General features: G+C 57.6%; 20 protein-coding genes. 7 read left to right on the forward strand and 13 right to left on the reverse strand.

Features of this window, described 5'->3' with window-relative positions; all coding sequences use genetic code 11:
• Positions 1 to 24 precede the first annotated feature (24 nt).
• Both OS035_RS21985 and OS035_RS21990 read left to right on the forward strand, forming a co-directional pair.
• Complete coding sequence (locus tag OS035_RS21985) at positions 25 to 483, forward strand: glucuronosyltransferase (protein ID WP_097626396.1); 459 nt, start codon at positions 25 to 27, stop codon at positions 481 to 483.
• Positions 480 to 956 carry a glycosyltransferase gene (locus OS035_RS21990; protein ID WP_097626394.1) on the forward strand — a complete coding sequence of 159 codons (477 nt, stop codon included), beginning with the start codon at positions 480 to 482 and terminating at the stop codon, positions 954 to 956. Before OS035_RS21985 ends, OS035_RS21990 begins: the two co-directional genes overlap by 4 nt.
• Before the next feature lie 93 nt (positions 957 to 1,049).
• On the opposite strand, the gene OS035_RS21995 is transcribed toward OS035_RS21990, so the two are convergent.
• From OS035_RS21995 to OS035_RS22010, 4 genes are all read right to left on the reverse strand, one after another.
• Positions 1,050 to 1,745, reverse strand: a complete 696-nt coding sequence (locus tag OS035_RS21995) for an SGNH/GDSL hydrolase family protein (RefSeq protein WP_097626392.1) — start codon at positions 1,743 to 1,745, stop codon at positions 1,050 to 1,052.
• Between the two features lie 154 nt (positions 1,746 to 1,899).
• Complete coding sequence (locus OS035_RS22000) at positions 1,900 to 3,207, reverse strand: HlyD family type I secretion periplasmic adaptor subunit (protein ID WP_097626390.1); 1,308 nt, start codon at positions 3,205 to 3,207, stop codon at positions 1,900 to 1,902.
• A gap of 15 nt (positions 3,208 to 3,222) precedes the next feature.
• Positions 3,223 to 4,992, reverse strand: a complete 1,770-nt coding sequence (locus tag OS035_RS22005) for a type I secretion system permease/ATPase (protein ID WP_097626388.1) — start codon at positions 4,990 to 4,992, stop codon at positions 3,223 to 3,225.
• 492 nt (positions 4,993 to 5,484) lie between these two features.
• Positions 5,485 to 7,104, reverse strand: coding sequence for a right-handed parallel beta-helix repeat-containing protein (locus tag OS035_RS22010; protein WP_131711328.1), 1,620 nt, complete (start codon positions 7,102 to 7,104; stop codon positions 5,485 to 5,487).
• 686 nt (positions 7,105 to 7,790) lie between these two features.
• On the opposite strand from OS035_RS22010, the gene OS035_RS22015 reads away from it, so the two are divergent.
• Entirely contained in the window at positions 7,791 to 8,501 is a 711-nt protein-coding gene (locus tag OS035_RS22015; protein ID WP_097626384.1) for an Ig-like domain-containing protein, read from the forward strand.
• A gap of 120 nt (positions 8,502 to 8,621) precedes the next feature.
• On the opposite strand, the gene OS035_RS22020 is transcribed toward OS035_RS22015, so the two are convergent.
• The 5 genes from OS035_RS22020 to OS035_RS22040 all read right to left on the reverse strand — a co-directional run bounded on the left by OS035_RS22020 (position 8,622) and on the right by OS035_RS22040 (position 15,356).
• Positions 8,622 to 9,326 (reverse strand): hypothetical protein, encoded by a 705-nt coding sequence (locus tag OS035_RS22020; protein ID WP_183777537.1) that lies wholly within the window; start codon positions 9,324 to 9,326, stop codon positions 8,622 to 8,624.
• Positions 9,326 to 11,602 carry a polysaccharide biosynthesis tyrosine autokinase gene (locus OS035_RS22025; protein ID WP_097626380.1) on the reverse strand — a complete coding sequence of 759 codons (2,277 nt, stop codon included), beginning with the start codon at positions 11,600 to 11,602 and terminating at the stop codon, positions 9,326 to 9,328. The genes OS035_RS22020 and OS035_RS22025 overlap by 1 nt, the downstream gene beginning before the upstream one ends.
• A 47-nt stretch (positions 11,603 to 11,649) precedes the next feature.
• Positions 11,650 to 12,351, reverse strand: a complete 702-nt coding sequence (locus OS035_RS22030) for a sugar transporter (RefSeq protein ID WP_097626378.1) — start codon at positions 12,349 to 12,351, stop codon at positions 11,650 to 11,652.
• A gap of 82 nt (positions 12,352 to 12,433) precedes the next feature.
• On the reverse strand, positions 12,434 to 13,645 hold the full coding sequence (locus tag OS035_RS22035; protein WP_097626376.1) for a polysaccharide biosynthesis/export family protein: 1,212 nt from the start codon (positions 13,643 to 13,645) through the stop codon (positions 12,434 to 12,436).
• Between the two features lie 286 nt (positions 13,646 to 13,931).
• Positions 13,932 to 15,356: an O-antigen ligase family protein gene (locus tag OS035_RS22040; RefSeq protein WP_331814080.1), complete on the reverse strand. Its 1,425-nt coding sequence runs from the start codon at positions 15,354 to 15,356 to the stop codon at positions 13,932 to 13,934.
• Between the two features lie 302 nt (positions 15,357 to 15,658).
• On the opposite strand from OS035_RS22040, the gene OS035_RS22045 reads away from it, so the two are divergent.
• Both OS035_RS22045 and OS035_RS22050 read left to right on the forward strand, forming a co-directional pair.
• Positions 15,659 to 16,258, forward strand: coding sequence for a transglutaminase-like cysteine peptidase (locus OS035_RS22045; protein WP_097626372.1), 600 nt, complete (start codon positions 15,659 to 15,661; stop codon positions 16,256 to 16,258).
• A 268-nt stretch (positions 16,259 to 16,526) separates the two neighbouring features.
• Positions 16,527 to 17,852, forward strand: coding sequence for a UDP-glucose dehydrogenase family protein (locus OS035_RS22050; RefSeq protein ID WP_003590689.1), 1,326 nt, complete (start codon positions 16,527 to 16,529; stop codon positions 17,850 to 17,852).
• A gap of 96 nt (positions 17,853 to 17,948) precedes the next feature.
• On the opposite strand, the gene OS035_RS22055 is transcribed toward OS035_RS22050, so the two are convergent.
• Positions 17,949 to 18,743, reverse strand: coding sequence for a metallophosphoesterase (locus OS035_RS22055; RefSeq protein ID WP_183777534.1), 795 nt, complete (start codon positions 18,741 to 18,743; stop codon positions 17,949 to 17,951).
• A 647-nt stretch (positions 18,744 to 19,390) separates the two neighbouring features.
• Here OS035_RS22055 and OS035_RS22060 point away from each other — a divergent pair.
• Complete coding sequence (locus OS035_RS22060; RefSeq protein WP_003590684.1) at positions 19,391 to 19,642, forward strand: KTSC domain-containing protein; 252 nt, start codon at positions 19,391 to 19,393, stop codon at positions 19,640 to 19,642.
• Positions 19,643 to 19,722: 80 nt separating this feature from the next.
• Here the strand turns inward: OS035_RS22060 and OS035_RS22065 are convergent, their stop codons facing one another.
• The 3 genes from OS035_RS22065 to ung all read right to left on the reverse strand — a co-directional run bounded on the left by OS035_RS22065 (position 19,723) and on the right by ung (position 22,110).
• On the reverse strand, positions 19,723 to 20,328 hold the full coding sequence (locus tag OS035_RS22065; RefSeq protein WP_183777533.1) for an alpha/beta hydrolase: 606 nt from the start codon (positions 20,326 to 20,328) through the stop codon (positions 19,723 to 19,725).
• Between the two features lie 11 nt (positions 20,329 to 20,339).
• Positions 20,340 to 21,272 carry a VOC family protein gene (locus OS035_RS22070; protein WP_183777532.1) on the reverse strand — a complete coding sequence of 311 codons (933 nt, stop codon included), beginning with the start codon at positions 21,270 to 21,272 and terminating at the stop codon, positions 20,340 to 20,342.
• A 130-nt stretch (positions 21,273 to 21,402) separates the two neighbouring features.
• Positions 21,403 to 22,110 carry a uracil-DNA glycosylase gene (ung, locus tag OS035_RS22075; protein WP_183777531.1) on the reverse strand — a complete coding sequence of 236 codons (708 nt, stop codon included), beginning with the start codon at positions 22,108 to 22,110 and terminating at the stop codon, positions 21,403 to 21,405.
• 234 nt (positions 22,111 to 22,344) lie between these two features.
• On the opposite strand from ung, the gene OS035_RS22080 reads away from it, so the two are divergent.
• On the forward strand, positions 22,345 to 23,769 hold the full coding sequence (locus tag OS035_RS22080) for a phosphomannomutase (RefSeq protein WP_183777530.1): 1,425 nt from the start codon (positions 22,345 to 22,347) through the stop codon (positions 23,767 to 23,769).
• Positions 23,770 to 23,803: the final 34 nt, after the last annotated feature.

Genomic DNA, 23,803 nt, shown 5'->3' on the forward strand with positions numbered 1-23,803 from the left:
GTCAATCATAGGAGATGCCTGTCTATGACTGAGAAAAGATTAAAGGTTCTCGCTGCCTCGTCAGGCGGCGGCCATTGGGAGCAGCTGATGGCCATGCGCGGCGCGTTCGAGGGCTGCGATATCGTCTTTGCAACGACCATTCCCGGATTGCTTGCCAAATATGATATTCGCGACGGGCTGGTCCTTCCCGATTGCAACCGCGACTCGATTACCATGTCGATCCGGTGCTTTTTCAGCGCCTTCGCCATCGTTATCAAGCAGAGGCCCGATGTCGTCATTTCCACAGGTGCCGCGCCCGGGCTTTTTTGCCTGCTTGCCGGCAAATTGACGGGCAAGCGAACGATCTGGATCGACAGCGTCGCCAATGTCGAGAAGCTGTCGTTGTCGGGGAAATTGGCTGGCCGTATCGCGACGCTGTGGCTGACGCAATGGCAACATTTGTCGCGGCCTGATGGCCCCCACTACGCAGGAGCTGTGCTTTGATCCTTGTCACCGTCGGAACGCAGCTGCCGTTCGATCGCCTCGTCAAGGCTGTCGACACTTTCGCAAAGGAACTGTCCAGACCGGTTCTGGCGCAGATCGGCAAGGGCACCTACACGCCACAGAATATGAAATGGATCAAGAATATCGAGCCGGCGGACTTCGACCGGGTCTTTTTCGATGCAAGCGTCATCGTCTCTCATGCGGGAATCGGCACTGTGCTGACCGCGAAACGTTTTGGAAAACCGATCATTCTCGTGCCCCGGCAGGCATCCCTCGGCGAGCATCGCAACGATCACCAGCTTGCCACGGTAGGCCAGCTCGCGGGCCGGCCAGGCATCTATGTCGCGCATAGCGACGATGATCTCAGGAACTATCTTCTCGACGATCTGGACAGCCCCTCTCACGAGGATCCGTCCGAGCTTGGACGGGCTTCGCTGGTCAACTACCTTAAAGGCTATCTCGCGACAGTCTGAACCGGCAACGCGCTAAAGAGCGTCGCATCAAATTTGATTCATGCAACGAGCTTCGCCGCCTTGCGGACGGCGCTATCGGCAAGCAGGGAGCTTTCATTCGTTGCAATTGCCGCCGGCAATATGTTTGACAAGTTCCGGCACGATGATTTCGGCTGCAATGTCAGGCAGGGGATGGGCGCCATCAGGAATTGCCGCGGCCAGATCCCCCGGCGTCAGACGCTGCCAGTTCGGCCGGTGGTCGACAAACTCGAGACCGCGTTTTTCTGCTTCCGCCCGATGGGCCGAGATGTAGCTGCCAACAAACGGACGGATCAGTCCACGCAGTCCCGAAAATGGATTCATCGCCATGACGATGATCCGCGCTTGCGGCAGGCGCTGCCGAAGCTGGTCGAGGATGTCGCCGATATCCTGTCGGCTTTGCGCAAGCGACACGAACCGCTGCAATGCTGCGTCGTTAGCGTAAAGCTCGATCAGAACGACATCCGGCTGTTCGGCAACGACGCGATCAATCTGGGTCAGAGCCCAGAGCGACGTCTCCCCACTCTTTGCAACGCTCTCGATTTTCACCGGCCTCTGCAAGCAGGCTGCAAGCCTTGTCTTGAGAGCGGGCTGCCACCCTCCTCGGGCCGTCAACGATGTTCCGAAAGCTACTATTTTCAACGGCGAGGAATTTTCGGCATAACCGCTTTTCGGGGCCGAGAGCATCACCAGACACGCCAAAAGCAGAAGCCATCCATAGGTCGGTCGTCTCTCGATTGGCAGCATTCGCCAAAGCCGCAAACTTGTCATGGAGGAATCATATCTCAGCGGGACCGGTAGGTCACGCGTCAGAACTCCGGCTGGACGGGCAGCCATGCCCTTCTTCAACCAAGCTGCAGCCGCCTTGAGACAATGTCATGACGATGACCGCTCACGCCGCTTGTGACGCGGCACGGCCGCGCCATCACTCCTCACGAAATACATGCTGCATCTGATCGGTCAGCGGCTTCGTCAGATAGGAAATAACTGTTCTGTCGGCGATCTTGATGAAGACTTCGGCCGGCATGCCAGGATAGAGCTTTATCGACTTCAGCTTGGCGATGCTTGCAGCCTCCGGCTTGACGCGAAGGGGATAATAGCTGATGCCCGTCCGCTCATCCTTGACGACATCGGGCGCAATCGACGTGATCTCGCCGCGTACATCAGGCGTCGTGCGCTGATCAAAGGCGCTGAACCGCACGTCGACGGGCTGGCCGACGTGAAGCTGGTCGATATCGCGCGTAGCGACTCTCGCCTCAACGGTAAGATCTTCATTTTCGGGAACGACGAGCATCAGGGTCTCACCCGGATTGACGACGCCGTTGACCGTGTGAATGGAAAGCTCGTGGACACGCCCGCTGAGCGGCGCGACAATGTCGAGACGGCGGAGTTGATCGAGCGCGGTTCCGCGGCGCTCTTCATTTTCGGCGATCTTCGCCTCGACGTCGGTCAGTTCCTTGGCGATCTCCGAACGGCGATCCTCGTCCAGCTGGAGCGACTGGCGATCGATCTCGATTGCCTTGCCTTCGGCCTCGGCCTTTGCAGCGATTTCCTGGCCGCTATTGCCCTGAAGGTCGGCGCGGGCGCGCTTGAGTGCATTCAAACGCTGCAGCGTGACCAGCCCCTTCTTGTAGAGCGTATCGACGCCTTCGAGCTCTTGTTCGATCAGGCTGAGGGAATCATTGGTGGCGTTGATCTGAACGACCAACCCCTTGATCTGCTCGGCCAGCTGGTCTTTGCGCGACGCCAACTGGCTCTTCATTCCCACAAGCGCCGACCTGCGGCTGTCGAACAATTTCGTCTCGCCGTCGAGCAGATCCCGCGCCGCGGTGCTGGATGTCAGATCGCTGATGTTTTCCTCGACATCGAATGACTCGGCGTCGATCCGTTCGGCCTTCAGACGGGCACGGCGCGCATAAAGCTGAGCGAGTGTGCTTTCGACGATCGAAAGCTGTGCTTTTGTCGTCGTGCCATCGAGCTGTATCAGGATCTGTCCAGCCGTCACATGGTCATTTTCGGAGACCAGCAGTTTCGACACGATACCGCCGGTCAGGTGCTGGATCTTCTTGACGTCGCCGTTAACGACGACCACGCCTTCGCCGATGACGGCGCTCGACAGCTCCGTCGTCGCCGCCCAACCACCGATGCCGCAAACGAGAGCTATCGACAACACGCCGACAAGGGCGACATGGCGATTGAGGGAGCGCTTGGATTCACTGATGACTTTTCTCACTATCTTCCTTCCGGCCTATTCAGCCGCATTCATGCCGTCGACCACGACCTTGAGCTGAGCCACGCGATCGGCAATCGGCGTACGCGCCGCCGGTTCCGGCCGGCTGACCCGTGCCAGAACTTCCTCCTTCGGACCGAATGCGATCATTCGGCCGTCCTGCATCATCAGCACGAAATCGCAGACCGCCAGAACCCCGGACCGATGCGCGATAACGACGACGATGCCGCCGCGTGCGCGCACGCTCATGATCGCGGCGCTCAGCGCCCGCTCGCCTTCCTCATCGAGGTTGGAGTTCGGTTCATCGAGCACGACGAGGAAGGGCTCGCCGTAAAGCGCTCTTGCAAGCGCGATACGCTGTCTCTGGCCGGCCGAAAGTGCCGCACCCCCTTCACCGATTTCGGTTTCGTAACCGTTCGGCAGACGAAGGATGAGATCGTGAACACGCGCCGCCCGCGCCGCGGCGACCACTGCCTCCGGCGACATCTCCTTGGCGAAACGGCAGATATTCTGTGCGACGGTTCCTGAGAACAGTTCCACGTCCTGCGGGAGATAACCGATATGCCGGCCAAGTGCGTCGCCATCCCACTGGTCGAGTGCTGCGCCATCGAGGCGAATGGATCCCCTGACGGTCGGCCAGATGCCCATCATCGCCCGCGCCAGCGACGACTTGCCGGAGGCGCTGTAGCCGATAACCCCGAGGGCACTTCCTGCTCTCAGCCCGAAGCTGACATCGGAAATAACCAGGCGCTGGCCTGCCGGCGGCCCGCTTGCCAGCCCCTCGACTGTGACCTGCTTGGAAGGCGCTGCGAGCGCCAGCGGTGCCGGGATTTCCGGAATGGTTTTCAGCAGGTTCGCAAGCCGCGCCCAGCTTTGCTGGGCGGAAACGAAACCGCGCCAATTCCCGATCGCCGCCTCCACAGGCGCCAGAGCGCGCGATGTCAGAATAGAGCCCGCGATGATAATGCCTGAAGAGGCCTGCCCTTGAATGACCAGGATCGCGCCGGTCGCAAGTGTTCCCGATTGCAGAGCAATCCGGAAAATCTTCGACAGGGTCGCATATCCGTTGCCGACATCCGACGCCTGCCGGGTGATGAGCCGATATTCTTCGTTCTTGCGGTCCCAGATTTCAGCCATGGTGCCCGCCATGCCCATGGCGTGAATGACCTCGGAGTTGCGGATCGAGGTCTGCGCGAAGGCATTGCGCATATTGGCGGCGTCGGACTGCTGTTTTGACAGCGTCCGCGTTCCCTGGTTGGTCAAGAACGTCAGGATGGCGAGAACCAGCGATCCACCGATCGCAATATATCCGATCGCCGGATGAAACAGAAAGCAGATCACGAGGTAGAAGGGAAGCCACGGCAGATCGAACATCGCCGTCGGGCCCATGCCGGACAGGAAGGTTCTTATCTGGTCGAAGTCGCGCAACGGCTGAAGCCCGTCCCCGCCGATTTTGACCTTCAGCGGCGCCTTGATGAGCGCCCGGAACACCCGTCCGTTCACCATCTCGTCGAGCGCACCGGCAACGCGCACGAGCATCCTGCTCCGGAGAACCTCGAACGCGCCCTGGAACGCATAAAGAGCCAATGCAAGTATCGCGAGGGCAGCCAGCGTCGGTATGCTTTTGCTCGGAATGACGCGGTCATACACCTCAAGCATGAAAAACGAGCTGGTAAGATAGAGAATATTGATAAGCGCGCTTGCTATGCCGATGAAGACAAGTCCCCCCTTGCACTTCCGCAAGGCTTTGGACGGCTCACTGGCATCGGTCGCTGAACTCTGAAACACGAATTAAATCCCTCTCTACCGCATCGCATACAGACAAATAAGCCTGCGTATATCGCAGCTACAGGCCTATCAAGGCCAGACAATGACATAGCTACTTCGAACGTTCGACACTGGTGCCGAAACCCGCTGACAAGTCCAAAGCTTATTACATGAACCCCACTGAAAAATTACCGAAAATCCCCATTTATAGCGAATGATTTCAGAGGCCCTAGCTTAACGCTACGCTAAATATATCGGCCTAAGCAAGGGAAAACCGCAAATCGCCCAATAACGGTTCAAAGAGATGAACATGACGCGCCCATAGACGCGAGATTTACTGGGTGATTAACTATAAATTCAGTCTATAGTTTGTTCTGATTATGACCCGCAGACATATTTTGCCATCTGCCATCTCGCGCTTTCGACAGCCTGGCAGCAAGCATCGGCATTGAAGCCGGGAAACGTCAACCGGGCGAACACGATCGATTGACGCTGTCTCAGCGTTGGCGGGCTTCAGACCAACAAGTGCGATGCTTGGCTGGAATGAAACGCATCGACATTGATGTAGATACCCAGCGCGTCCGTGTCGATGTGCGAAGCACCGTCGGAAATTTTGTACTGGAAGGATTCGCTGACGTTCCCGTGAAGGCCGACGAGTTTTGCCGCGTCCACGGTGTAGGTGTAATCGCCATCACTCTCAATATGGATGACACCGTATTTCCCCGTAACCGTCAGCCCATGTTTATCCACGGCATTGTCGCCAAAGCGACGCAGCAGCACACTGCCATTGGCAGCACTGTCGTTTTCAAGAAGGTTTCCATGATATGCGCTGCCGGTGTCGGCCGAAATCTTCAAGTTGTCGTGGACAGCGACAATTTTTGGGGCGGCGACCGACGGCGTGGTCGCGACCGGCGTTTCGGTCGCAGGCACTGGAGTGGTAGTCTGCGGCGCCGGCATTTCCGCAGGGTGTTCGACGACCGGTGCAACAGGCGGCTGCTCATGGCTCGTTGACGTATCGCTATTCGTGCCGCCGGCGCTGTCGAGTTCGGCCTGCGCTTGCTCGAATGTTTTGTTGTCGCCGACAAAGAACGTGTTTTGCGCAGCGATTGTGGCGGGCATCGTCAGCGTCGATACATCGCTGTCGATGATATTGTCATAGAAGGAGCCCGATGCTGGCCGGTCGACCTTAAGCGCCGAGGAGGACAGATCGTCAAAGACATTGTCATGAACATCGATATTCTCGCGAATATAGACGGGATTGCCGGCGGCGCTGACCAGAACCCCATACACCCCGTCATGGACATAATTCCCGCTAATATCGTAGTTCTTCGCATCGCCCTGATCGCCAAGGCCGATGCCGTAGGACCAGCTGTAGCCGCCATATCCCGAGATGTCGTTGTCGTGGATGGCGATGTTGGTGCCAGCCTGTGCGCTCAATCCGAAGCCGCCGCCAACGAGCGTATTGCCCTCGACCAAAGCATCTTGAGCTCGGACCAGTACCAAAACACCTTTGGCGCTGTTGGTTTGCGTTTGCTCCAGATGATTGTCCTTGACGAGAATATTGCTGCTGTCGTTGAGCTGAATGGCGTCTGCGGCACTTCCCTGGCTGTTGGTGACGGTGTTGTTGATCAGGGTGACGCCCTTGACCTTTTCCATCCAGATCCCGTCGGAATGGACACCGGTCAGCGTGCTGTTTTCGATGGTGATGTTCTGGCTGCTTTGGAAGCTGACGGATCCGGGCTTTCCGGCAAGGCCGGTATTGGTCACCTCGACATTCCGTACGACCCAGTTCGACACGTTTCCTGCATATATCGCGTTCGCTCCAGTGTCGGCGATCTTGATATTCTCGATAACGATATTCGAGGCCTTGGAACCATGGATGCCGTCATTGCTGCTGTGAATGACCGGGGCGTCGCCAAGACCGTAGCTGCCAATGGTGATCGGAGCCGCAACGCTGCCGGAGTATTTCAAATCGAATTGCTCATTGAACACGCTTCCGGCAGCGAGCAGGACACTGTCGCCGGGGTTCAGCCTCAGGGATTCGACAGCGGACAATGTCGCGAAAGCTGAGTTCTCCGTGGTTCCGCTGTTATGATCGGATCCTGTCGCTGAGTTCACGTAGTAGACGGTCATGCTTTGATCTCCCCAAGGTAATGGGAATCTTCTAAGCGTGGACCTCTCTCTGGCGGCTAAAATGAAACACTAAAATTCTTTCTATCTGCCGTTATTCTTCATCGTCAGACGCATTTTCTTCGTCGCCGATGTATTTCTATGGCGTTAAAGTTGCAACGCATGACAAGAATGTATTTTTACTAGAAAGCAATTCGATGGAAGCCCATTTTCCGTAACCGACGGATTGCCGTGATCATGTTGCTACAACCAGGCAGGTTGTTCCTCAGCCTACCCCAACTATGAGAATGACAGTGATGACCTTAATAGGATGTGAGAGAGGCTATCGAGAAAACATGACAAAATCACCAAAAGAGATTGCTAGCCCGATGTGATTATTTGACAATTTCATCTGCGGGGAAGTGACGTCCTGTATTCCTATTGATTGCTTCCGAATAAAACTTCTTACCTTGTGAAGAAATATGTTCAATTTTCCAATATGCCGCGTATTCACTTATTATTAATGCGCCGATCAGCCGGCGTTTCGCCCAATTACTCCGATTGTATGTGTGCCATTATTGCACACCGGGCACTCCAATGTTAATCTCAGGTTAATCTCAGCCTTGACTCTCTGTATTAATATATCCTTAATCGCACCCGTCGCTAAGGTTAAAATTGGCCAGCGAAGATCAATTCAAGGAGAGACAACAATGGCTATTCACGCAACCGACGATACTGCCACATTTCTAGAAACCGATGTCATCTCTGGAAATCTGCTCAGCAACGATTCATCCGACAACGGTCACCTATTCCTCCGCGCATTCGACCAGCAGAGCGTTGGCGCCAAGCAGGGCAACAGCCAGGTCACCGAGATCCAGGGCGATTACGGCACCTTCTTCGTCAAACCGGACGGCAGCTACACCTATGTCCTGAGCGATGCTGCCAAGGTCAACTTCACCAATGGTGAATTGCTCCAGGAAAAGGTCTCATACAAGATCTCCGACGGCAGCGGTCATACCGATGTCGGCCTGTTCACCCTGAACATTCAGGGCGTAACCCAGGTCAAGCCGATCGCTGTCGACGACCACTACAGCTTCACCGAAGGCAGCCCCATCGCCGGCAATGCTCTCGACAACGACATTCCCGGCGACAATGGACATCTCTTCCTCCGTCAGTTCGCCGGCACGAACGTCAACGGCAATCCGAGCGCAACGACCGACGTCGCCGGGACCTATGGCACGTTCCATGTCAAGGCGGACGGTTCATTCACCTACGATTTGGCAGCGGATATCGCTCCGGGCGATCACGTCACGGAAACCATCCAATATTACAAGATCTCCGACGGCGAAGGTCATACGGATGCCGGCGTTCTGACGCTCAATATCACGGGCACGGACTTTGTCTCGGGCGCCAGCGTCTAATCGTTCACCAGATAATCAGTAGACGACGCCCGCCGCGCGAGCGGCGGGCGTTATTGCCCTTAAAGCCCTGGTTGACGGCAGTTCTGACTCTGCAGCTGTTCTCCTTAGAACGGCCGACGATTACTTGCTGCAGCGCTGCCGGAATCGGGCTGTCGCTCCATCCCCAAGCCCTGCCCAGGTTCGATCGAAGATAGGGCGGAGTTGTGGGCTGATCTCTCTAATAGCGGCGTTGACCCTGCAACGATCGCCAAGTTTCAGCATCGTCACGAGATCGCTATTAAGCGCAGCCTTTGCCGTTGATAGCGTTGCATTCGTAAAATCGTTCCAGAAGTAAAACCGCGTCAGAATCATCGACTCGTCGTGGGGCGCCAGAGCGACGGACCGCTTCATCATTTCCGCAACCGAAAGCGGATCTTCAGCAATCACGGATTGGACGGCGGCGAGACGAAGCCAAAAATTGCTGTTCGTCGGCATGCACGAGAGCGCATGTTGCAGGTAGTGTCGGGCCCTCGATGCCGCGGCAGCCCAAGCGTCGTAATTGACGTTGACGTTCTGCCGATCGAGTTGCGCCAGGACAAGTGTCACACCGGCGGAGACAATGTCGGACCGACAATAATGTCTATCGACAATATCGATGGTCCGCGCCGCATATTTGGCTTCAACATCATCGGTGACAGTCTCGCCGTGCTCGAGCCTTTCAGCGACGATAGAGATACTGGCGGTTTTTATCGAAGCGTACAGCTCTCTACCGGCCAGCAACGCAAAGACTGCGGTGACGACAAGGAAAACAATCCGTGTGACCGAAACGAACGGGCCGCGAGGCATCAGCTTTCAGTGTAGTATCGCGAGTAACGCTTATAATAATACTCACTGGAGCCGAATGTCCTGTAAAGCTTCATCTGCGACGGATCGACCTTGGTCAATATAGCGCCGACGCATTTCGCATAGAGCTCCGGCTCCGACAGCAGCGTCGACTGCACGACCTTGCGCGATGTCTTTCCCCACTCGATAACGAAAACCACTGCATCGAGCTTCGAGTTGATAGCGCGCGCATCGACGACGGGCGCCAAAGGCGGCAGGTCGACGATAATGTAATCGAAGCTTTGACGCGCAATTTCAAGAAGCTGGTCCATGCCGCGTGACGCGAGCAGCTCCGACGAATGCGGGACACGATACCTTGCAACCGTCGGAAGAAATGCAAGCTTTGTCTTGGGATCAAGAAGGATTAGATCCTTGAGCGGACGGCCATCGACGATCGCCTCGAGCAAGCCGGCCTCGGCATGACGACCAATTGCTCGGGTCGCACCGGGATTGCGCATATCGCCGTCGATCAGCAGGCAGCGGGCACCTTGCATTGCCAGAAGCTTGGCAAAATTGATTGATGTCGTCGACTTCCCCTCGCCGGGCAAGCTCGACACCACACCAATGACCTTGCAGCGCTGATCGGCCGCACTGAGGTCGATCGCAATCTTGGCGCTTCGAAGCGTCTCGGCAAACGCCGAGAGCGGGTGCTCCTCGACGTAGGTCGTGGTCTTGCTACCCCTGGCGATGCTTCGCGGGTTGCTCGGATCGACGAGCGTAGGATCATCGATGTTATCGTCAACCAGCGGCATGACGCCAAGCGATTCAACATCGAGCACTTCCTTGACGTCATCACCGGTGCGGAAGAACCGATCGCGGAACTCTCGGAAAGCGCCTATGCCGCTTCCGACCGCACATCCGAGGAACATCGCAAAAGCGACGACAAGGGCTCTCTTCGGAGCACTCGGCTTCGTCGGAGTCTCTGCCATGGTGATGATGCGCGCAGCGGTAATTGGGAAGCTCTGCTGCTGAATGGCTTCCTGGTAGCGCGTCAGGAAACTCTGATAAAGATTCTTGTAGGTGTCGCGCGTGCGCTCGAGTTCGCGAACCTGCACCTGCGTTTCACCGGCCGTCGCGGCAACGCCAGTCGCCTTCGTGACACTGTCACGCAAAGAGTTTTCCCGTGACTGCGCGACCTGCAGCTCGCTTTGATAGCTCTCGGCGATGCGGTTCAACTCATCGAACATGAGTCTCTTATATTCTTCCATCTCCGCACGAAGCCGAACGGCCTGGACGTGATCGGGACCAAGTCGCGCCTCGATTTCGGTCTCGAGCTTGGACGCCTCGAGATATTTCTTGCGCAGGTCGTTGGAAATGGAGCTGTCGAGCACGTCGGTGACGATCGCGTCGGTTTGCTTGGCGTCGATGATCGATTTGACGCGCGCATACTTTGCCTCGGCCTTCGCCGTCTCGGCCTGGGCATTGATCAACTGCGTGTTGATCTCGGAAAGCTGCTGCTCGCTGATCAGGGTACCGGATCCGGCCTCGACAAGCCCATGCTCGCTGCGGAATTTCTGAACCGCAAGGTCGGCATCAAGCGCCTGCTGCCGCAGCTCTTCGATACGCTCCTGAAGCCATTCGCCGGCCCGGCGTGTCGCCTCGTATTTCGAATTGAGTTTGTCGACCAGGTAGACGTCGGCAATGGCCGCGGCGATCTGACGCGCCATATCGGGCGACTGCGAGGTATAACTGACATCGAGAACGTAGGATTTGCCGACACGTTCGACATCGATATTACCGGCTACAGTTTCCGCAGCGTACCGCCGCAGCATTTCCCGATCGGGCGCGACTGCTGCGGCGTCGGCAAACCATGATTTGAAATTCACCATCGACTTCAGCGTCGCGACTGAAAACAGCGAATTCCGCTGGGCGTTGAACACCGGATCGTCGACCAGTTTCAACTTATCGACCACGGCATAGGCGATCGTGTCGGACTTCAACAGCTCGACCTGGCTGAGTACGGTCCCTTCGTCATCGTCCATCTGGCCGAAAGCCGCCAGTTGGTTGATCACCTGGTTATCGCTGCGGTCGATCAGCACGCTTGTATCGGCGGTGTAGACCGGCACCGACGTCAGCACATACACAACGCCGAGAATGGCGAAGGCGAACGCGCATGCCGCAACCATCCGCCACTGTCGGCGGGCAATCGCGATGAGCTTGTCGAAATCGATGAAATCAGCGTCGTTTCCTGCATCGCGGGAGGGGTCGATACGCGGGGTAAGTTTATCTGGCGATAGCAATTTCGATCTCCAACAAATCAAGCGCTAAGATCTAAGGGCAATTCCAGCTATTGTATGACCGCGACGCTCGGACTCGTCGACTGGGTCGTGTCGGAGGAGGATTGGCCTCCCCCATTTGTGCTGACAATCGTAATAGTGCTCGAAGACGAGTCGTCGCCGGCATTCGAAACTTTCAGCGTACCCGCAGTCGTCGCGGCGCCGTCAAAAGGCGTGCCATCGTCAGCGCCGGGGCCAGTTTGGCCAACCTGCCCGTCATTGCCGATGCCAGATGCGGCAGCGGCGGAGCTTGCACCTGGACCGAGCGCCGCGGTCCCGCCTTCGGCAAGGACCTTTGCAAAGGCGGCGAGTAGCGGGGCAAGATTGGGATCGGCGCTCGCAGCCTCGGCGACCGCCTTTTCGATCGCCAGCTTGGATAGCGGGTCCGTCACCTGACAGCTGTTTGCAGCCCGACCAAGACCCGAGCCGATGGCCGCCATCTGTGCGGCATTGGCTGTCTTGGCCTGCTCGATTACCGGTAATAGAGCCTCGCCGCTACTGCCGACCAGCGCACGAACGAGTGACGATAGAACCAGCGGATCAGACATGTCGAGCAGAATGGCCGGATTAGCCGTAAACGCGTTGACATCGACGGTAGTGAGATTTGCGAGGCGCACGCAAGCGGCCGCCAAGGCGCTTGAATTCATGCCGGCAAACATCGCAACGGCAAGTCCACTATATGCAAGCTTACGATAAACACCAAACCTTGCCATATCGGTGGTTCCTTCATCAAATCCGCTATGGAAAATACCACGCGGCGTTGGTCATCTGCGAGCAACGCCGCCTATATTTCAATCAATTTCCGAGATCCTGGACCGCGTTGCGAGTATCGTTCGCATCGTCGGTCACGCCTGCCACAGTGGACGATACCGAGTTTACGATGTCAAGGAACTTGACCAGTTCAACCGAGTCCGAATTGGAAATATAGATAATATCCTTGTCTTCCATCTTGAATTGCTGAACGGCAAACAAGGTCGCCGGATCGCGCAGATTCGCACGGACAATCACTGGAACCGTCTCACCCGCAAATCTCGTCGTGTCGACGTTCATCGACTGAACCGTTTTCTTCGGGACCAAGCGATAGAGCAAGACCTGAGCCGGATCGGCGCGGTCGTCGCGCAAACCGCCCGCCTTGGCGATCGCTTCTCCGAGGGTCAGGTCGGATTCTTCGAAATCGAAGCGGCCGCTGACGCCTGCGGCGCCGAGCGTGAGATAGGTGCGGCGCTCATGATCGATCGAGACCGTATCATTCGGCGCGACATAGATATTCTCCGCCGGATTCTTCAACAGCGTATTGTAGGCGACGGTTGCCGTCTTGCCGCGACGCTGCAGCGTAACATTCGTTTCGATATTGTTGGTCGTCAAACCGCCGGCGGCGGAAATGACATCGAGAACACGCTCTCCGGCCGGGCTGATCGTGATGCGCTGAGGATTGTTGACGTCACCGAGCACCGCCACCTGACTGGAGCGGTTGGTCGTCGTCGTGATGACCACCTGAGGCTCGATCGCGCGGCTCGCCAGCCGGTCCTCGACATCCTGCTCCACGGTCTCCTTCAGGCGACCGGCGGCCGGAACGCGACCGGCATAGGGAATCGTAATCGTCCCATTTCTATCGATGGTCTGCTCTGGCAAGGAAATGTAATTGCCGGGTCGACTGCCGGCATCGGACGGAATGAAGAGACCGCCGGACTGAGCTTCGAAGATGGCAACCTGGACGACGTCGCCATAACCAAGCGGAATTTCAGGCGCCCCGCCGCGACCACCGCCAAATCCTTTGAAGGACGTCGGCTGGGCAGAGGTAAAATAGGGCAGAACGTTCTTGCTGAGATCGATCAGGGCGTAGTCGATGCCGACACGACGCTCCTTCGTTGTCACTTTCACTGCCGCATCTCGATCAACATCTTTGTGATCGGGACCGGATCTTGGCAACGATGTGCAGCTTGCCAATATAGTGGTTAGCGCTACAACAATGGCGACGCGTGTACTACCGATACGAGAACAACCCATAGAATAACCTGTGTTGACGCCCCTGAAGCTACTGCCCCGCAATCTGACAAAATACAAGACAAACCCCGATCAATAACACTGAAAGCCGATTAACATTCCCCTAACTGTGGCAGGCTGGCAACGCCGAGCCTCTGAGGAAGCGAATAACGACCCAGTTTAACTTTTCTGGCGCCGTAAGAACCCGAGGGCTAGACCCGCTATAAAATTTCTTGCGTTTCAGAGTCAACAGTTCGCACCTGCACAATCGCTATTTTTCAAAAACCTTCATAAACCATCTGTTTAAATTTTAGCGGCTGAGCGGCCGCTCATATGCCACATCCGCGTCTCCGTTGCTCCGCCCAAGGCTTATGGCGACGACCGCACTGAGGAAGGCGGAATAAAACACGGCAAAACCCGGTATTTGCAGCGAGAAATCGACGGCCGCATGAAGCGCGACCAGTACCGTTGCCGCCAGGCCAAGCAGCACAAAATGCCTGAGACGCCGCCTTTGGGCGAACCCCTGCCGAAACACCTTGGCAAGGACCGCGAAGGCAAGGATTGCCGTGACCGGGAACAATACCCCGAGGCCCAGGAATCCTTCGAGATAGAAATTATGCGCTCGGTCGAAGATCCCGAAAATTCCGCAGGCCGAGTCGCGGTAGGCAGGAAATACGGTCCGGAAGGTTCCGAGGCCGGTCCCGGTCAACCAATGATCCAAAATAGCACGCCATATGCCCGGCAGAATGCAGAACCGATCATCATCCTCGAGCCGACGCTCTTGCGCGCGCAAAATCGCCTGCCCTGCAAACACCGACAGCAGCACGACGATGAAAACGATCGCCGAGAGGAGTTTCAGCATCGAACGCCATTGCGGCGCCGGTTTCAGATAACGCCGCGAGCCGTTCCAATTCATGGCCAGCCATGGAAAATAAATGAGGGCGGCAATAAAGGTCGCGAATATGCCGGCGCGCGAGCGGCTCAGCATCAGTGCGGTGAAGCATGCGCAAAAGAGCAGCATGTAGATCCACGATTTTAACAGAAGCGTGTTTCGGCCCGGCTCGCCGGGCGGGTGGTTTGAACAGGAACGGGCGATGTCTCTGACCAGGGTCAGCATCAGCAGCGTTCCAAGCCCGAGGAAAGTCGCCGCGGTATTGCGGTTGACGAAGACCGCGGTCAGGCTGTCGAGGTAGGCCTGTTTCTCCACGACGATCAGGATGTTTGGGAACAGTGTAAACTGGATCAGGCCGAACACAGCGATGATGCCCGCTGAAAGCCCGAGGACGGTCAGCACTTTCCTTGCGCGCCGATCAGTATCGCATAAGAGAAGCCCCGTCAGGAAGGTGACGAAAGGCAGCGCCACCGAGAGGATCGAAGCCAGCGTGTCGGCCGGCGCGACCGAGATTGCCGCGTACTCGACACCTGCCAGGTCACGAGCAGGCCCCCAGGCCGGATTTGCCAGCCAGTTGGAAGGCAGTTCGATGGTCTGGATGAACGTGCAGCCTGTCACCACGACGAGCACCAACAAAGCGCTGCTGAAGACCCATCTGCTCTGTCTCGGCTCTCCGAACAGCAGTGCCGAAATGGCGCCAAGGGCAAACATGCCGATCGCGGCAAAGGCGAAGGGAAAGGGCGTAACGCTCCCGAACGGAATGAGCGTCAGTATAACGAGGCCGATAAAGGCGAGCAGAAGAGCTTCTCGCAAGACCTGCCGATTGATGAGGTTGGATAACATTCGATTTCCTCATCAGCGGGCAGCAATAACGGAATTGCAACCAACGCGCTTAATATGCACGTACTAACATAAATTGCATATCAATGGCTTGCGTGTTAAAGTGCAACAGAATTTCACATCGTTTAAAATTGTCGCGAAAGACTTAAGCCAATCGAGACAAGGCCCGGCTATGCTCCGTCAAGCAGCAGGAACGGGACAGACGTTCTGCGGTCAATACTTGGCAGATCACTAAATCGCCATGCCATTGACTGGGACAAAATGCAAGCCTGATCTCAATCGGTTGCCCTGAGGGGATTTAACAGATGAAGAAAACATTCGTTACACTTCTGGCACTGGCCTTTACAGCAGGAAATGCCTGCTCGGCATTTGCCGCCGGTCCCGCAGGTTTTGCCCGCGGCCTTAATGGTAATTCTGCGGTCAATTATATCTCTGAAAAGGGCAAGATCATTCCGCCCTTCGCCCAGGTATTGTTCTGCGCCCAGAACCCGGCCGAATGCCGTGACAACAACGGTGTCTCGGTCATCGCGCTCACCGATGAGCAGATGCTACAGCTGAAAACCGTGAATGGCGCCGTCAATCGTACGATGATCGGCAGGAACGATTCCCGCAGCGAATTGAACGGCGACGTCTGGAAGGTGAACGTCCGCAGCGGCGACTGCGAAGATTTCGCCCTCACCAAGCGCAGCCGGCTGATTGCGATGGGCTGGTCGTCGCGCGCTTTGCGGATTGCGACCGCCTATACGCCCTCCGGCGAAGGGCATGCCGTCCTGGTGGTGAGGACTGATAAGGGCGACCTCGTGCTCGACAACAGGCAAAGCAGCATCAAGAACTGGCGGGACACCGATCTGCGCTGGGACAAGATTCAATCGGGAACAGACCCCTATGTCTGGTACCGGCTGTAATAGCGGACGCAGCAAAATAAACCGAACGCACCTCCTCGAGATCGAAGTCGAGCCGCTCTGATGGGCGGCTCGACTTGTCATATCGCCCACATAAACCTATGCTTTTTGCTATCGGCAGGGCCACCGACACAGAGCTGCGGCGCCCCAAGTTCGATTTCCGGTGTGGGTATCAAGCGATCTTCGATATTGTCTTTTCGCCCAGATTAAGTATGACGGACGCCATGCTGCGACGCAGCATGATGTCCTACTCTAATGATTTGAGGGAATTATGCGCATCACGATGATTGGATCAGGCTATGTCGGCCTCGTTTCAGGCGTTTGCTTTGCGGATTTCGGCCACGACGTCATCTGCGTAGACAAGGATCTGAGTAAGATCGAAGCCCTTCGCGAAGGCCGCATTCCGATCTACGAGCCGGGTCTGGAACAATTGGTCGCCGAAAATACCAGCACCGGCCGGTTGTCGTTTTCGACGGATGTCGGTGAAAGCGTCCGTAGCGCCGATGTCGTCTTCATCGCGGTCGGCACGCCATCCCGGCGCGGCGACGGCCACGCGGATCTTTCCTATGTCTACGCCGCTGCGCGCGAGATTGCCACTTACGTGGAAGGCTTCACCGTTATCGTCACCAAGTCGACGGTGCCGGTCGGCACCGGCGACGAAGTCGAGCGCATTATGCGCGAAACCAATCCTGCGGCGGATGTGGCCGTCGTTTCCAATCCGGAATTCTTGCGCGAAGGCGCGGCGATCGAAGATTTCAAACGTCCTGACCGTATCGTCGTCGGGCTGAATGACGACCGGGCGCGCGAAACCATGACCGAGGTCTATCGTCCGCTTTACCTCAACCAGGCGCCGCTGGTCTTCACTACCCGCCGCACCTCGGAACTGATCAAATATGCGGCCAATGCCTTCCTCGCGATGAAGATCACCTTCATCAACGAGATCGCCGATCTCTGCGAGCGGGTCGACGCAAACGTCCAGGACGTCTCGCGCGGCATCGGTCTCGACGGCCGTATCGGCGCCAAGTTCCTGCATGCCGGCCCCGGTTACGGCGGCTCGTGCTTCCCCAAGGATACGCTTGCCCTTGCCAAGACGGCGCAGGATTATGACGCGCCGATCCGTCTCATCGAGACGACGATCTCGATCAACGACAATCGCAAGCGGGCGATGGGACGCAAAGTCATCTCGGCCGTCGGCGGAGACATTCGCGGCAAGAAGATCGCGATTCTCGGCCTGACCTTCAAGCCGAACACCGACGACATGCGCGACAGCCCGGCGATTGCCGTCATCCAGACCCTGCAGGACGCCGGCGCCAAGGTGGTCGGCTACGATCCCGAGGGCATGGAGAACGCCCGCAAGGTGATCGAGAACATCGAATATGCGAGCGGTCCCTATGAAGCGGCCGCCGATGCGGATGCGCTTGTCATCGTCACCGAATGGAACCAGTTCCGCGCGCTCGATTTCAATCGCCTGAAGCAGTCGATGCGCGCCCCGGTCCTGGTCGACCTGCGCAATATCTACCGCAGCGACGAGGTCCGCAAATACGGCTTTACCTACACCGGCATCGGCACCAATCTCTATCAGGAATCAAACGCCTGACAGGTTCTGGTGAACCGGTAATCGTCCTGACGCCGCGGAGCAAATCCCGCGGCGTTTTGGTTTTTGGCGCACTGCGCCAAAAGGCCTGAACGCGCTTTAGTTGAGAAGCCCGACCCGCGTTCCTTTTATCGTCAGCACGGTCAGCCGGCCCGTCGCCGAGACCGCGGTGTCGATGCCGATCCGTTGCGGACCGAATGTCGGGGTTCGCGCCGGGGTATGCCCATGGATTATTAGGACGGGAAGCTGCGGCCCGCTATCCAGGAAGGGTTGGCGAATCCACATCAGGTCGCTGTCCTTCTGTTTCTTAAGGTCGATGCCCGGTTTGACGCCTGCATGGACAAAGACCACCCTTCCCATCCGCAGCATTATTGGTAGCGATTCCAGGAATTGGATATGCCGCTCGGGGATCATGTTGCGAATGACCCGGGCAATCATTTCGCTTCCGGCCGCCGACTGCAGCAAGTGCTCGATATCGATACCGTATGAGTGCAGTGTCTCGGTCCCTGCAAAACCGAGCCATTCAAGAATGTGCGCCGGTTTGCGATAGAGCTTCACCAGTTCCGCGTCGTGATTGCCGCAAAGCGCGAAACGCTGAAACCCCGGCGGCGGGCTCTTGCTCAGGAACTCCAGCACCGCGCTCGAATCAGGACCGCGGTCGACATAATCGCCGAGCATGACGATAAGTTTCGGCCCCGGAATGCGCGCTGCGTCCTCCTCGATGCGGCGATGCGCCTCGACGAGCTCCTTATAACATCCGTGTATATCGCTCATCGCATAGACCGCAGCGAACTCGCCCTCGGCAAACGTCAGCCGAGCGCGTCCTTTGCGGTTGCCGGCCAGTATCCGTATCTGTTGTCGCCACGGCCCGAGATAGTTAAACATGTAACCCATATATGAGGTCCGAGCCCTCGAGGGTGTCGGAAAAGCTCCAGTTCCTGCCCATCCTTGCATGGGTATCAGGCTCAGTGTTCAAAAAAAATTGGCCCGATCACGGCCTCAGCGAAATTGTAACCGGAACCCCGCGTGAAGAGGCTATCGGGCCGTCGCTCGTGAATCGACAGCACTTTTCCCGCGTCGTCGATCGCTGCCGGAACGGTCTCCTCCGCACCGAACACTGAGCCTCGCGTCGAATCACCCAATCCTCACTTGATCCCTTCCGGCTTTCATGCGGAGCGGCTTTCGCAGGCACATCGTGCTGCCCCTGACGCAACGTCCCCGCGACAGCGAAATTATGATTGCGAGAAACGCAATTTGTATTCGGCCGTTTTAGAAGGACATCACGGTCAACATCGCGCTGTATTTTGGTAGATGAGGGTTAATTGAGCGTTAAGCCGTATTATTCGTTCCAGCAGCGGCTGTGTCGGCCGCTAGTTCTCCAAACCACAGAACTTCCGGCGATCGGATTTCCACAGGCGACACCTCCGAAAAAGCTGCATAAATCAACTATAGCGAGAGCCTGTAGAAAAAAATGAACGCTTAAGCTTATCACGCTTGACGCTACTGCACCGGCGCATGATGATGGCGCATTGCGAGCGTGAATGACATTCTTTACCGGGATTCTCAGATCCAAAACTGCGGGGTGCAAAGTGGAAACTGCGGTTGATTCGAAACTTATCGAGGCGATCAGCTACGACGAAGACAGCCGGCATCTACGGGTCTATCTGACAAACGGTCAGAGGCGGGAATATGAAGGCGTCCCCAAGGGCGTTGTCGTCGGCTTGACGATGGCGGAATCCCCGGGAAATTTTTATATGACGGCAATCAGGGGCAAATATCCTCCCCGCCCCTAATGTGATCTTCATTTCAGCTAAAATGCGAGACCGGCATCACCGGTCCCGCAAATCAGCGTCACCGACCGCGGCACATTCCATCAGTAGCCGCTGAAGAAATCGCGAACTGCATTGATCTCGAGCGGCGCAATCTCATGGCCGCCGGGATGCCAGACCGTTCTGACATCAGCGCCGCGATCCTTCAGATGTTCCGACAGCGCCTCGGTCATCGGGGCGGGAGCGATCGGATCGCGCTGCCCGGCCGTGACCAGCACCTTTCTCCCCGCAAGAGTTGCCTGAGCTTCGGGCTGAAATGGAATGAGCGGGTGCATCAGAACTGCGGCGTCGAATATGCCTTTTTCGATCAGCACATTGGCGAGAATGTTTGCGCCATTCGAAAAACCCAGACCGAGAATTTGGGAAGCCTGGTGCTTCTCAGCCAATGCCTTGACATAGGCGGCCATCTTCTCCGTCGCCCGTGAGAGGTCGGCCATGTCGTAGACCCCCTCCCCGGTGCGCCGGAAGAACCGCGCCGCACCATGTTCGGAAACGTCGCCGCGTGGCGAGAGAACCGTCGCTTCGGGCAGCAGGCGCCGGCCGAAATCGAAGAACTGGTTCTCGTCGCCACCGGTGCCATGCAGCACCAGCAGGATGGGTCTATAAGGTGCACCGGCATGCAGCCGGCGCACATATCCAGTTTCGGTCATAGCGCCTCTCCTTACGCTTCGAGCGGCTGCAGGTGCTGCTCGAGCAACGCGCGAAGATGGGCGTGCTGCTGGGGCAGCTTCAGGGCTTCGCCGAGATGGGCCGTATCCTCGTCGCGGTTAAACCCCGGCTCATTGGTCGCGACCTCGAACAGCACGCCGCCCGGCGTGCGGAAATAGATCGCCCAGAAATAATCGCGGTCGATCACCGGGGTCACCTGATAGCCGGTGTCCATCAGCGCCTTACGCACTTCGAGCTGCTTCTCGCGGTTTTCGACGGCGAAGGCGACGTGGTGAACGGAGCCAGCACCGGGAAGCGCGCGGGCAATGTTCGGCATAGTCTCGAGATCGATGAGATGCGCGCCGTTGCCGTCAGGCTTGATCAGCCGCTTGACCCGATCCCGTTCCTCGGCGACCTCGTAGCCCATGAACCTCAGGAGTTCGGCGGTGGCGCCTTCATCCCTGAGCCGCATCGCCACGGAATGGAAGCCGCGGATGGCGTGGTCTTCGCTGATGCCGCCATGGGTCCAGGCCTGACGCGCATCGTCCTTGACCTCGACCAGCGCAAAGCCGTCACCGTCAGGACCCGAAAAGTTAAGGCGCTTCTCGCCGAAACTTTCCTCGGCCTTCAGCCCGCCAATATTCAACGCGCTGAAACGATCGCTCCAGAAGCCGAGCGAGCCTTGCGGAACGGAGAACACCGTCGTGCCGACCTCCCCGGTGCCGGGACGGCCCTGCGCCATCTTCGGGAACGGGAAATAGGTCATGACAGTGCCGGGCGCACCGGTCTCGTCGCCATAATAGAGGTGATAGACATCAGGCGCGTCGAAATTGACGGTCTTCTTGACGCGGCGCAGCCCAAGCGCATTGGTGAAGAACTGATTGTTGGTTCGGGCGTCCTCCGCCATCGACGTGACGTGGTGCAGACCCTTGATCTGATCGAGCATGTGAAACCCCTTTCTTGCCTGCAGTGCGCAGGCTTTGGATGAGGCTAAGATGCGCGCTGAACCTCCGGGGGAACAGACCCCCAGATCAAAACGCATTGTCTTCTTTTAGTGAACGAAGATGCGTTGACGTTCACACCTCGACATCTTGGGGATCGGCCGGCAACTGCCAGTTGATCGGGGACCGCCCGCGCGACTGCAGGAAATCATTCGCCTTCGAAAAATGCCCGCAGCCGAAAAATCCGTTATGGGCCGAAAGCGGCGAAGGATGCGGCGCCCTGAGCACGAGATGCCGTGTCGTATCGACAAAAGCCGCCTTGCGCTGGGCATAGGAGCCCCAGAGCATGAAGACGACGGCTTCGCACTCGTCGTTGACTTTGCGGATGACCGCGTCGGTGAAGCGCTCCCACCCCTTGCCCTGATGGGCGGCCGCCTGCCCTTCCTCGACAGTCAGCACGCTGTTCAGCAGCAGCACGCCCTGCCTTGCCCAATGTTCGAGAAAACCGTGACGCGCCGGCGCTATGCCAAGATCCGTCTGCATCTCCTTATAGATATTGACGAGGGAGGGCGGGATGCGCACGCCCGGCCGCACGCTGAAACACAGCCCATGGGCCTGCCCCAGCCCGTGATAGGGATCCTGCCCGAGAATGACGGCCTTGACGCTGGAGATCGGCGTCAGGTCGAGGGCGCGGAAATATTCACTGCCCCGGGGGAAAATGCGCTTACCGCCCTGCTTCTGCGCGACAAGAAAGGATTTGAGCTGCTGCATATAGGGGCTTGAGAACTCCCCCGCCAAGGCGGCTTTCCAGCTCTCTTCGAGACTGACTGATGTATCGCTCATCCAGCAAACCCTTCGCATATGCCGAAACAACGGACACACGGTTCTAACAAAATCGATCTACGCTGCAATGCCTGTCGGCTCGGCAATGGGTCCAGGCAGATAGAATCGGCGAAAGAAGGTTGCGATGGCTGTCCGAGGCACGGCCGTCCGTGTTTAACTATATGACGGCTTTGGTATTTACGCCGGCTGGCAGCCTGAGTAGAACCTTATGATAAACCGGAGACATGTCTTCAAATGAAATTCGGCACGAGCGGCCTTCGCGGACTTTCAGTGGATCTCAAGGGACGCGCCTCTGCGCTTTATGCGACGGCGTTCGGCAGATATCTGCTGCAGACCGGCAAGGCGCAACTCGGCGACGCCATTCTGATCGGCCGCGATTTTCGCGATTCGAGCCCCGATATTTCGGGAAATTGTGCCGGCGCACTCACCGCACTCGGCTTCCGGGTATTGGACTGCGGCAATGTCCCGACACCCGCCCTTGCCCTCTATGGCCTCGAGAGCAACGCTGCATGCCTGATGGTGACGGGCTCGCATATTCCGGCAGACCGCAACGGCATCAAGTTCTATCGCCCGGACGGCGAGATCGACAAATCGGACGAGGCTCATATCACCGCATCGGCGGCCGAGATCGAGCGAACAGGTGAGACCGTTGCAGAGGCCCCGGCTGAAACCGAAGATCATGAGGCGATCTGCCGTCAGTTGTTTTTCCAACGCAACGCCGACCTGCTGCCGCAAGGCGCACTGTCCGGCTTGAAGATCGGCGTCTACCAACACAGCACCGTCGCGCGTGATATGCTGGTTGACGTTCTCGCCCATTATGGCGCCGAGATCATTGCTCTTGGACGTTCGGAGAGTTTCATTCCCGTCGACACCGAAGCCGTTTCCGACGAGACGATCACGCTAATGAAACGCTGGGCGTCCGAGCACAAATTCGATGCGATCGTCTCGACCGATGGCGACGGCGACCGTCCGCTGGTGGCAGACGAAACCGGCATGCCGCTGCGCGGCGACCTTCTCGGCCTTGTCGCAGCCAATTTTCTCGGCGCCGGCACGGTCGTGACGCCCGTGACCTCCAATTCCGGCATCGAGGCCGCTGGCTCTTTCGCTGTCAAGCGCACCCGCGTCGGTTCGCCTTTCGTCATCGCAGGCATGGAAGAGGCCGTAGCCGCCAGCAAAGATCATGTCATGGGCTTCGAAGCCAATGGCGGGCTGCTGACCGCAACCCCTTTCGATATCAACGGCAGATCCGTGCGCGCCTTGCCGACGCGCGACTGTTTTCTCCCGATGCTTGCAATCCTGTCGCTCGCCGCCCTTCGCAGGCAGCCGCTTTCGGCCGTTGCCGCCTCCTACCATCTGCCCTTTGCCGCCGCCGATCGCCTGGAGAATTTTCCGTTGGAGACGAGTGCTGCGCTGATGGAGCATCTGCGCGCCTCCGGTGAAAACCTTGCCGCTTTCCTGCAGCCGATCGGCGAGGTGGCGGCGAAATCCGACATAGACGGACTTCGCGTGACGCTGAAAGACGGTAGAATCATTCATTTTCGCCCCTCCGGCAATGCGCCCGAAATGCGCTGCTACGTCGAAGCCGGCAGTGAAACCGCAGCCCTGGATCTGCTGAAGGCTGGGCTCACCCGAATAATGCACTGGGCAAACGCCCGCTGAACATGCCACGAACAAGCTTTTTTCAAGGAACCCG

Source organism: Rhizobium sp. 268 (assembly GCF_036571585.1).
In the GTDB taxonomy this organism is placed as follows: domain Bacteria; phylum Pseudomonadota; class Alphaproteobacteria; order Rhizobiales; family Rhizobiaceae; genus Rhizobium; species Rhizobium redzepovicii.

What these genes read in the sequence shown, in the direction of transcription:
- OS035_RS21985 (WP_097626396.1), top strand. Translation starts at nt 25, where the DNA reads ATGACTGAGAAAAGATTAAAGGTTCTCGCTGCCTCGTCAGGCGGCGGC.
- OS035_RS21995 (WP_097626392.1), bottom strand. Translation starts at nt 1,745, where the DNA reads ATGACAAGTTTGCGGCTTTGGCGAATGCTGCCAATCGAGAGACGACCG.
- OS035_RS22010 (WP_131711328.1), bottom strand. Translation starts at nt 7,104, where the DNA reads ATGACCGTCTACTACGTGAACTCAGCGACAGGATCCGATCATAACAGC.
- OS035_RS22015 (WP_097626384.1), top strand. Translation starts at nt 7,791, where the DNA reads ATGGCTATTCACGCAACCGACGATACTGCCACATTTCTAGAAACCGAT.
- OS035_RS22020 (WP_183777537.1), bottom strand. Translation starts at nt 9,326, where the DNA reads ATGCCTCGCGGCCCGTTCGTTTCGGTCACACGGATTGTTTTCCTTGTC.
- OS035_RS22030 (WP_097626378.1), bottom strand. Translation starts at nt 12,351, where the DNA reads ATGGCAAGGTTTGGTGTTTATCGTAAGCTTGCATATAGTGGACTTGCC.
- OS035_RS22035 (WP_097626376.1), bottom strand. Translation starts at nt 13,645, where the DNA reads ATGGGTTGTTCTCGTATCGGTAGTACACGCGTCGCCATTGTTGTAGCG.
- OS035_RS22040 (WP_331814080.1), bottom strand. Translation starts at nt 15,356, where the DNA reads ATGTTATCCAACCTCATCAATCGGCAGGTCTTGCGAGAAGCTCTTCTG.
- OS035_RS22045 (WP_097626372.1), top strand. Translation starts at nt 15,659, where the DNA reads ATGAAGAAAACATTCGTTACACTTCTGGCACTGGCCTTTACAGCAGGA.
- OS035_RS22050 (WP_003590689.1), top strand. Translation starts at nt 16,527, where the DNA reads ATGCGCATCACGATGATTGGATCAGGCTATGTCGGCCTCGTTTCAGGC.
- OS035_RS22055 (WP_183777534.1), bottom strand. Translation starts at nt 18,743, where the DNA reads ATGGGTTACATGTTTAACTATCTCGGGCCGTGGCGACAACAGATACGG.
- OS035_RS22060 (WP_003590684.1), top strand. Translation starts at nt 19,391, where the DNA reads ATGACATTCTTTACCGGGATTCTCAGATCCAAAACTGCGGGGTGCAAA.
- OS035_RS22065 (WP_183777533.1), bottom strand. Translation starts at nt 20,328, where the DNA reads ATGACCGAAACTGGATATGTGCGCCGGCTGCATGCCGGTGCACCTTAT.
- OS035_RS22070 (WP_183777532.1), bottom strand. Translation starts at nt 21,272, where the DNA reads ATGCTCGATCAGATCAAGGGTCTGCACCACGTCACGTCGATGGCGGAG.
- ung (WP_183777531.1), bottom strand. Translation starts at nt 22,110, where the DNA reads ATGAGCGATACATCAGTCAGTCTCGAAGAGAGCTGGAAAGCCGCCTTG.
- OS035_RS22080 (WP_183777530.1), top strand. Translation starts at nt 22,345, where the DNA reads ATGAAATTCGGCACGAGCGGCCTTCGCGGACTTTCAGTGGATCTCAAG.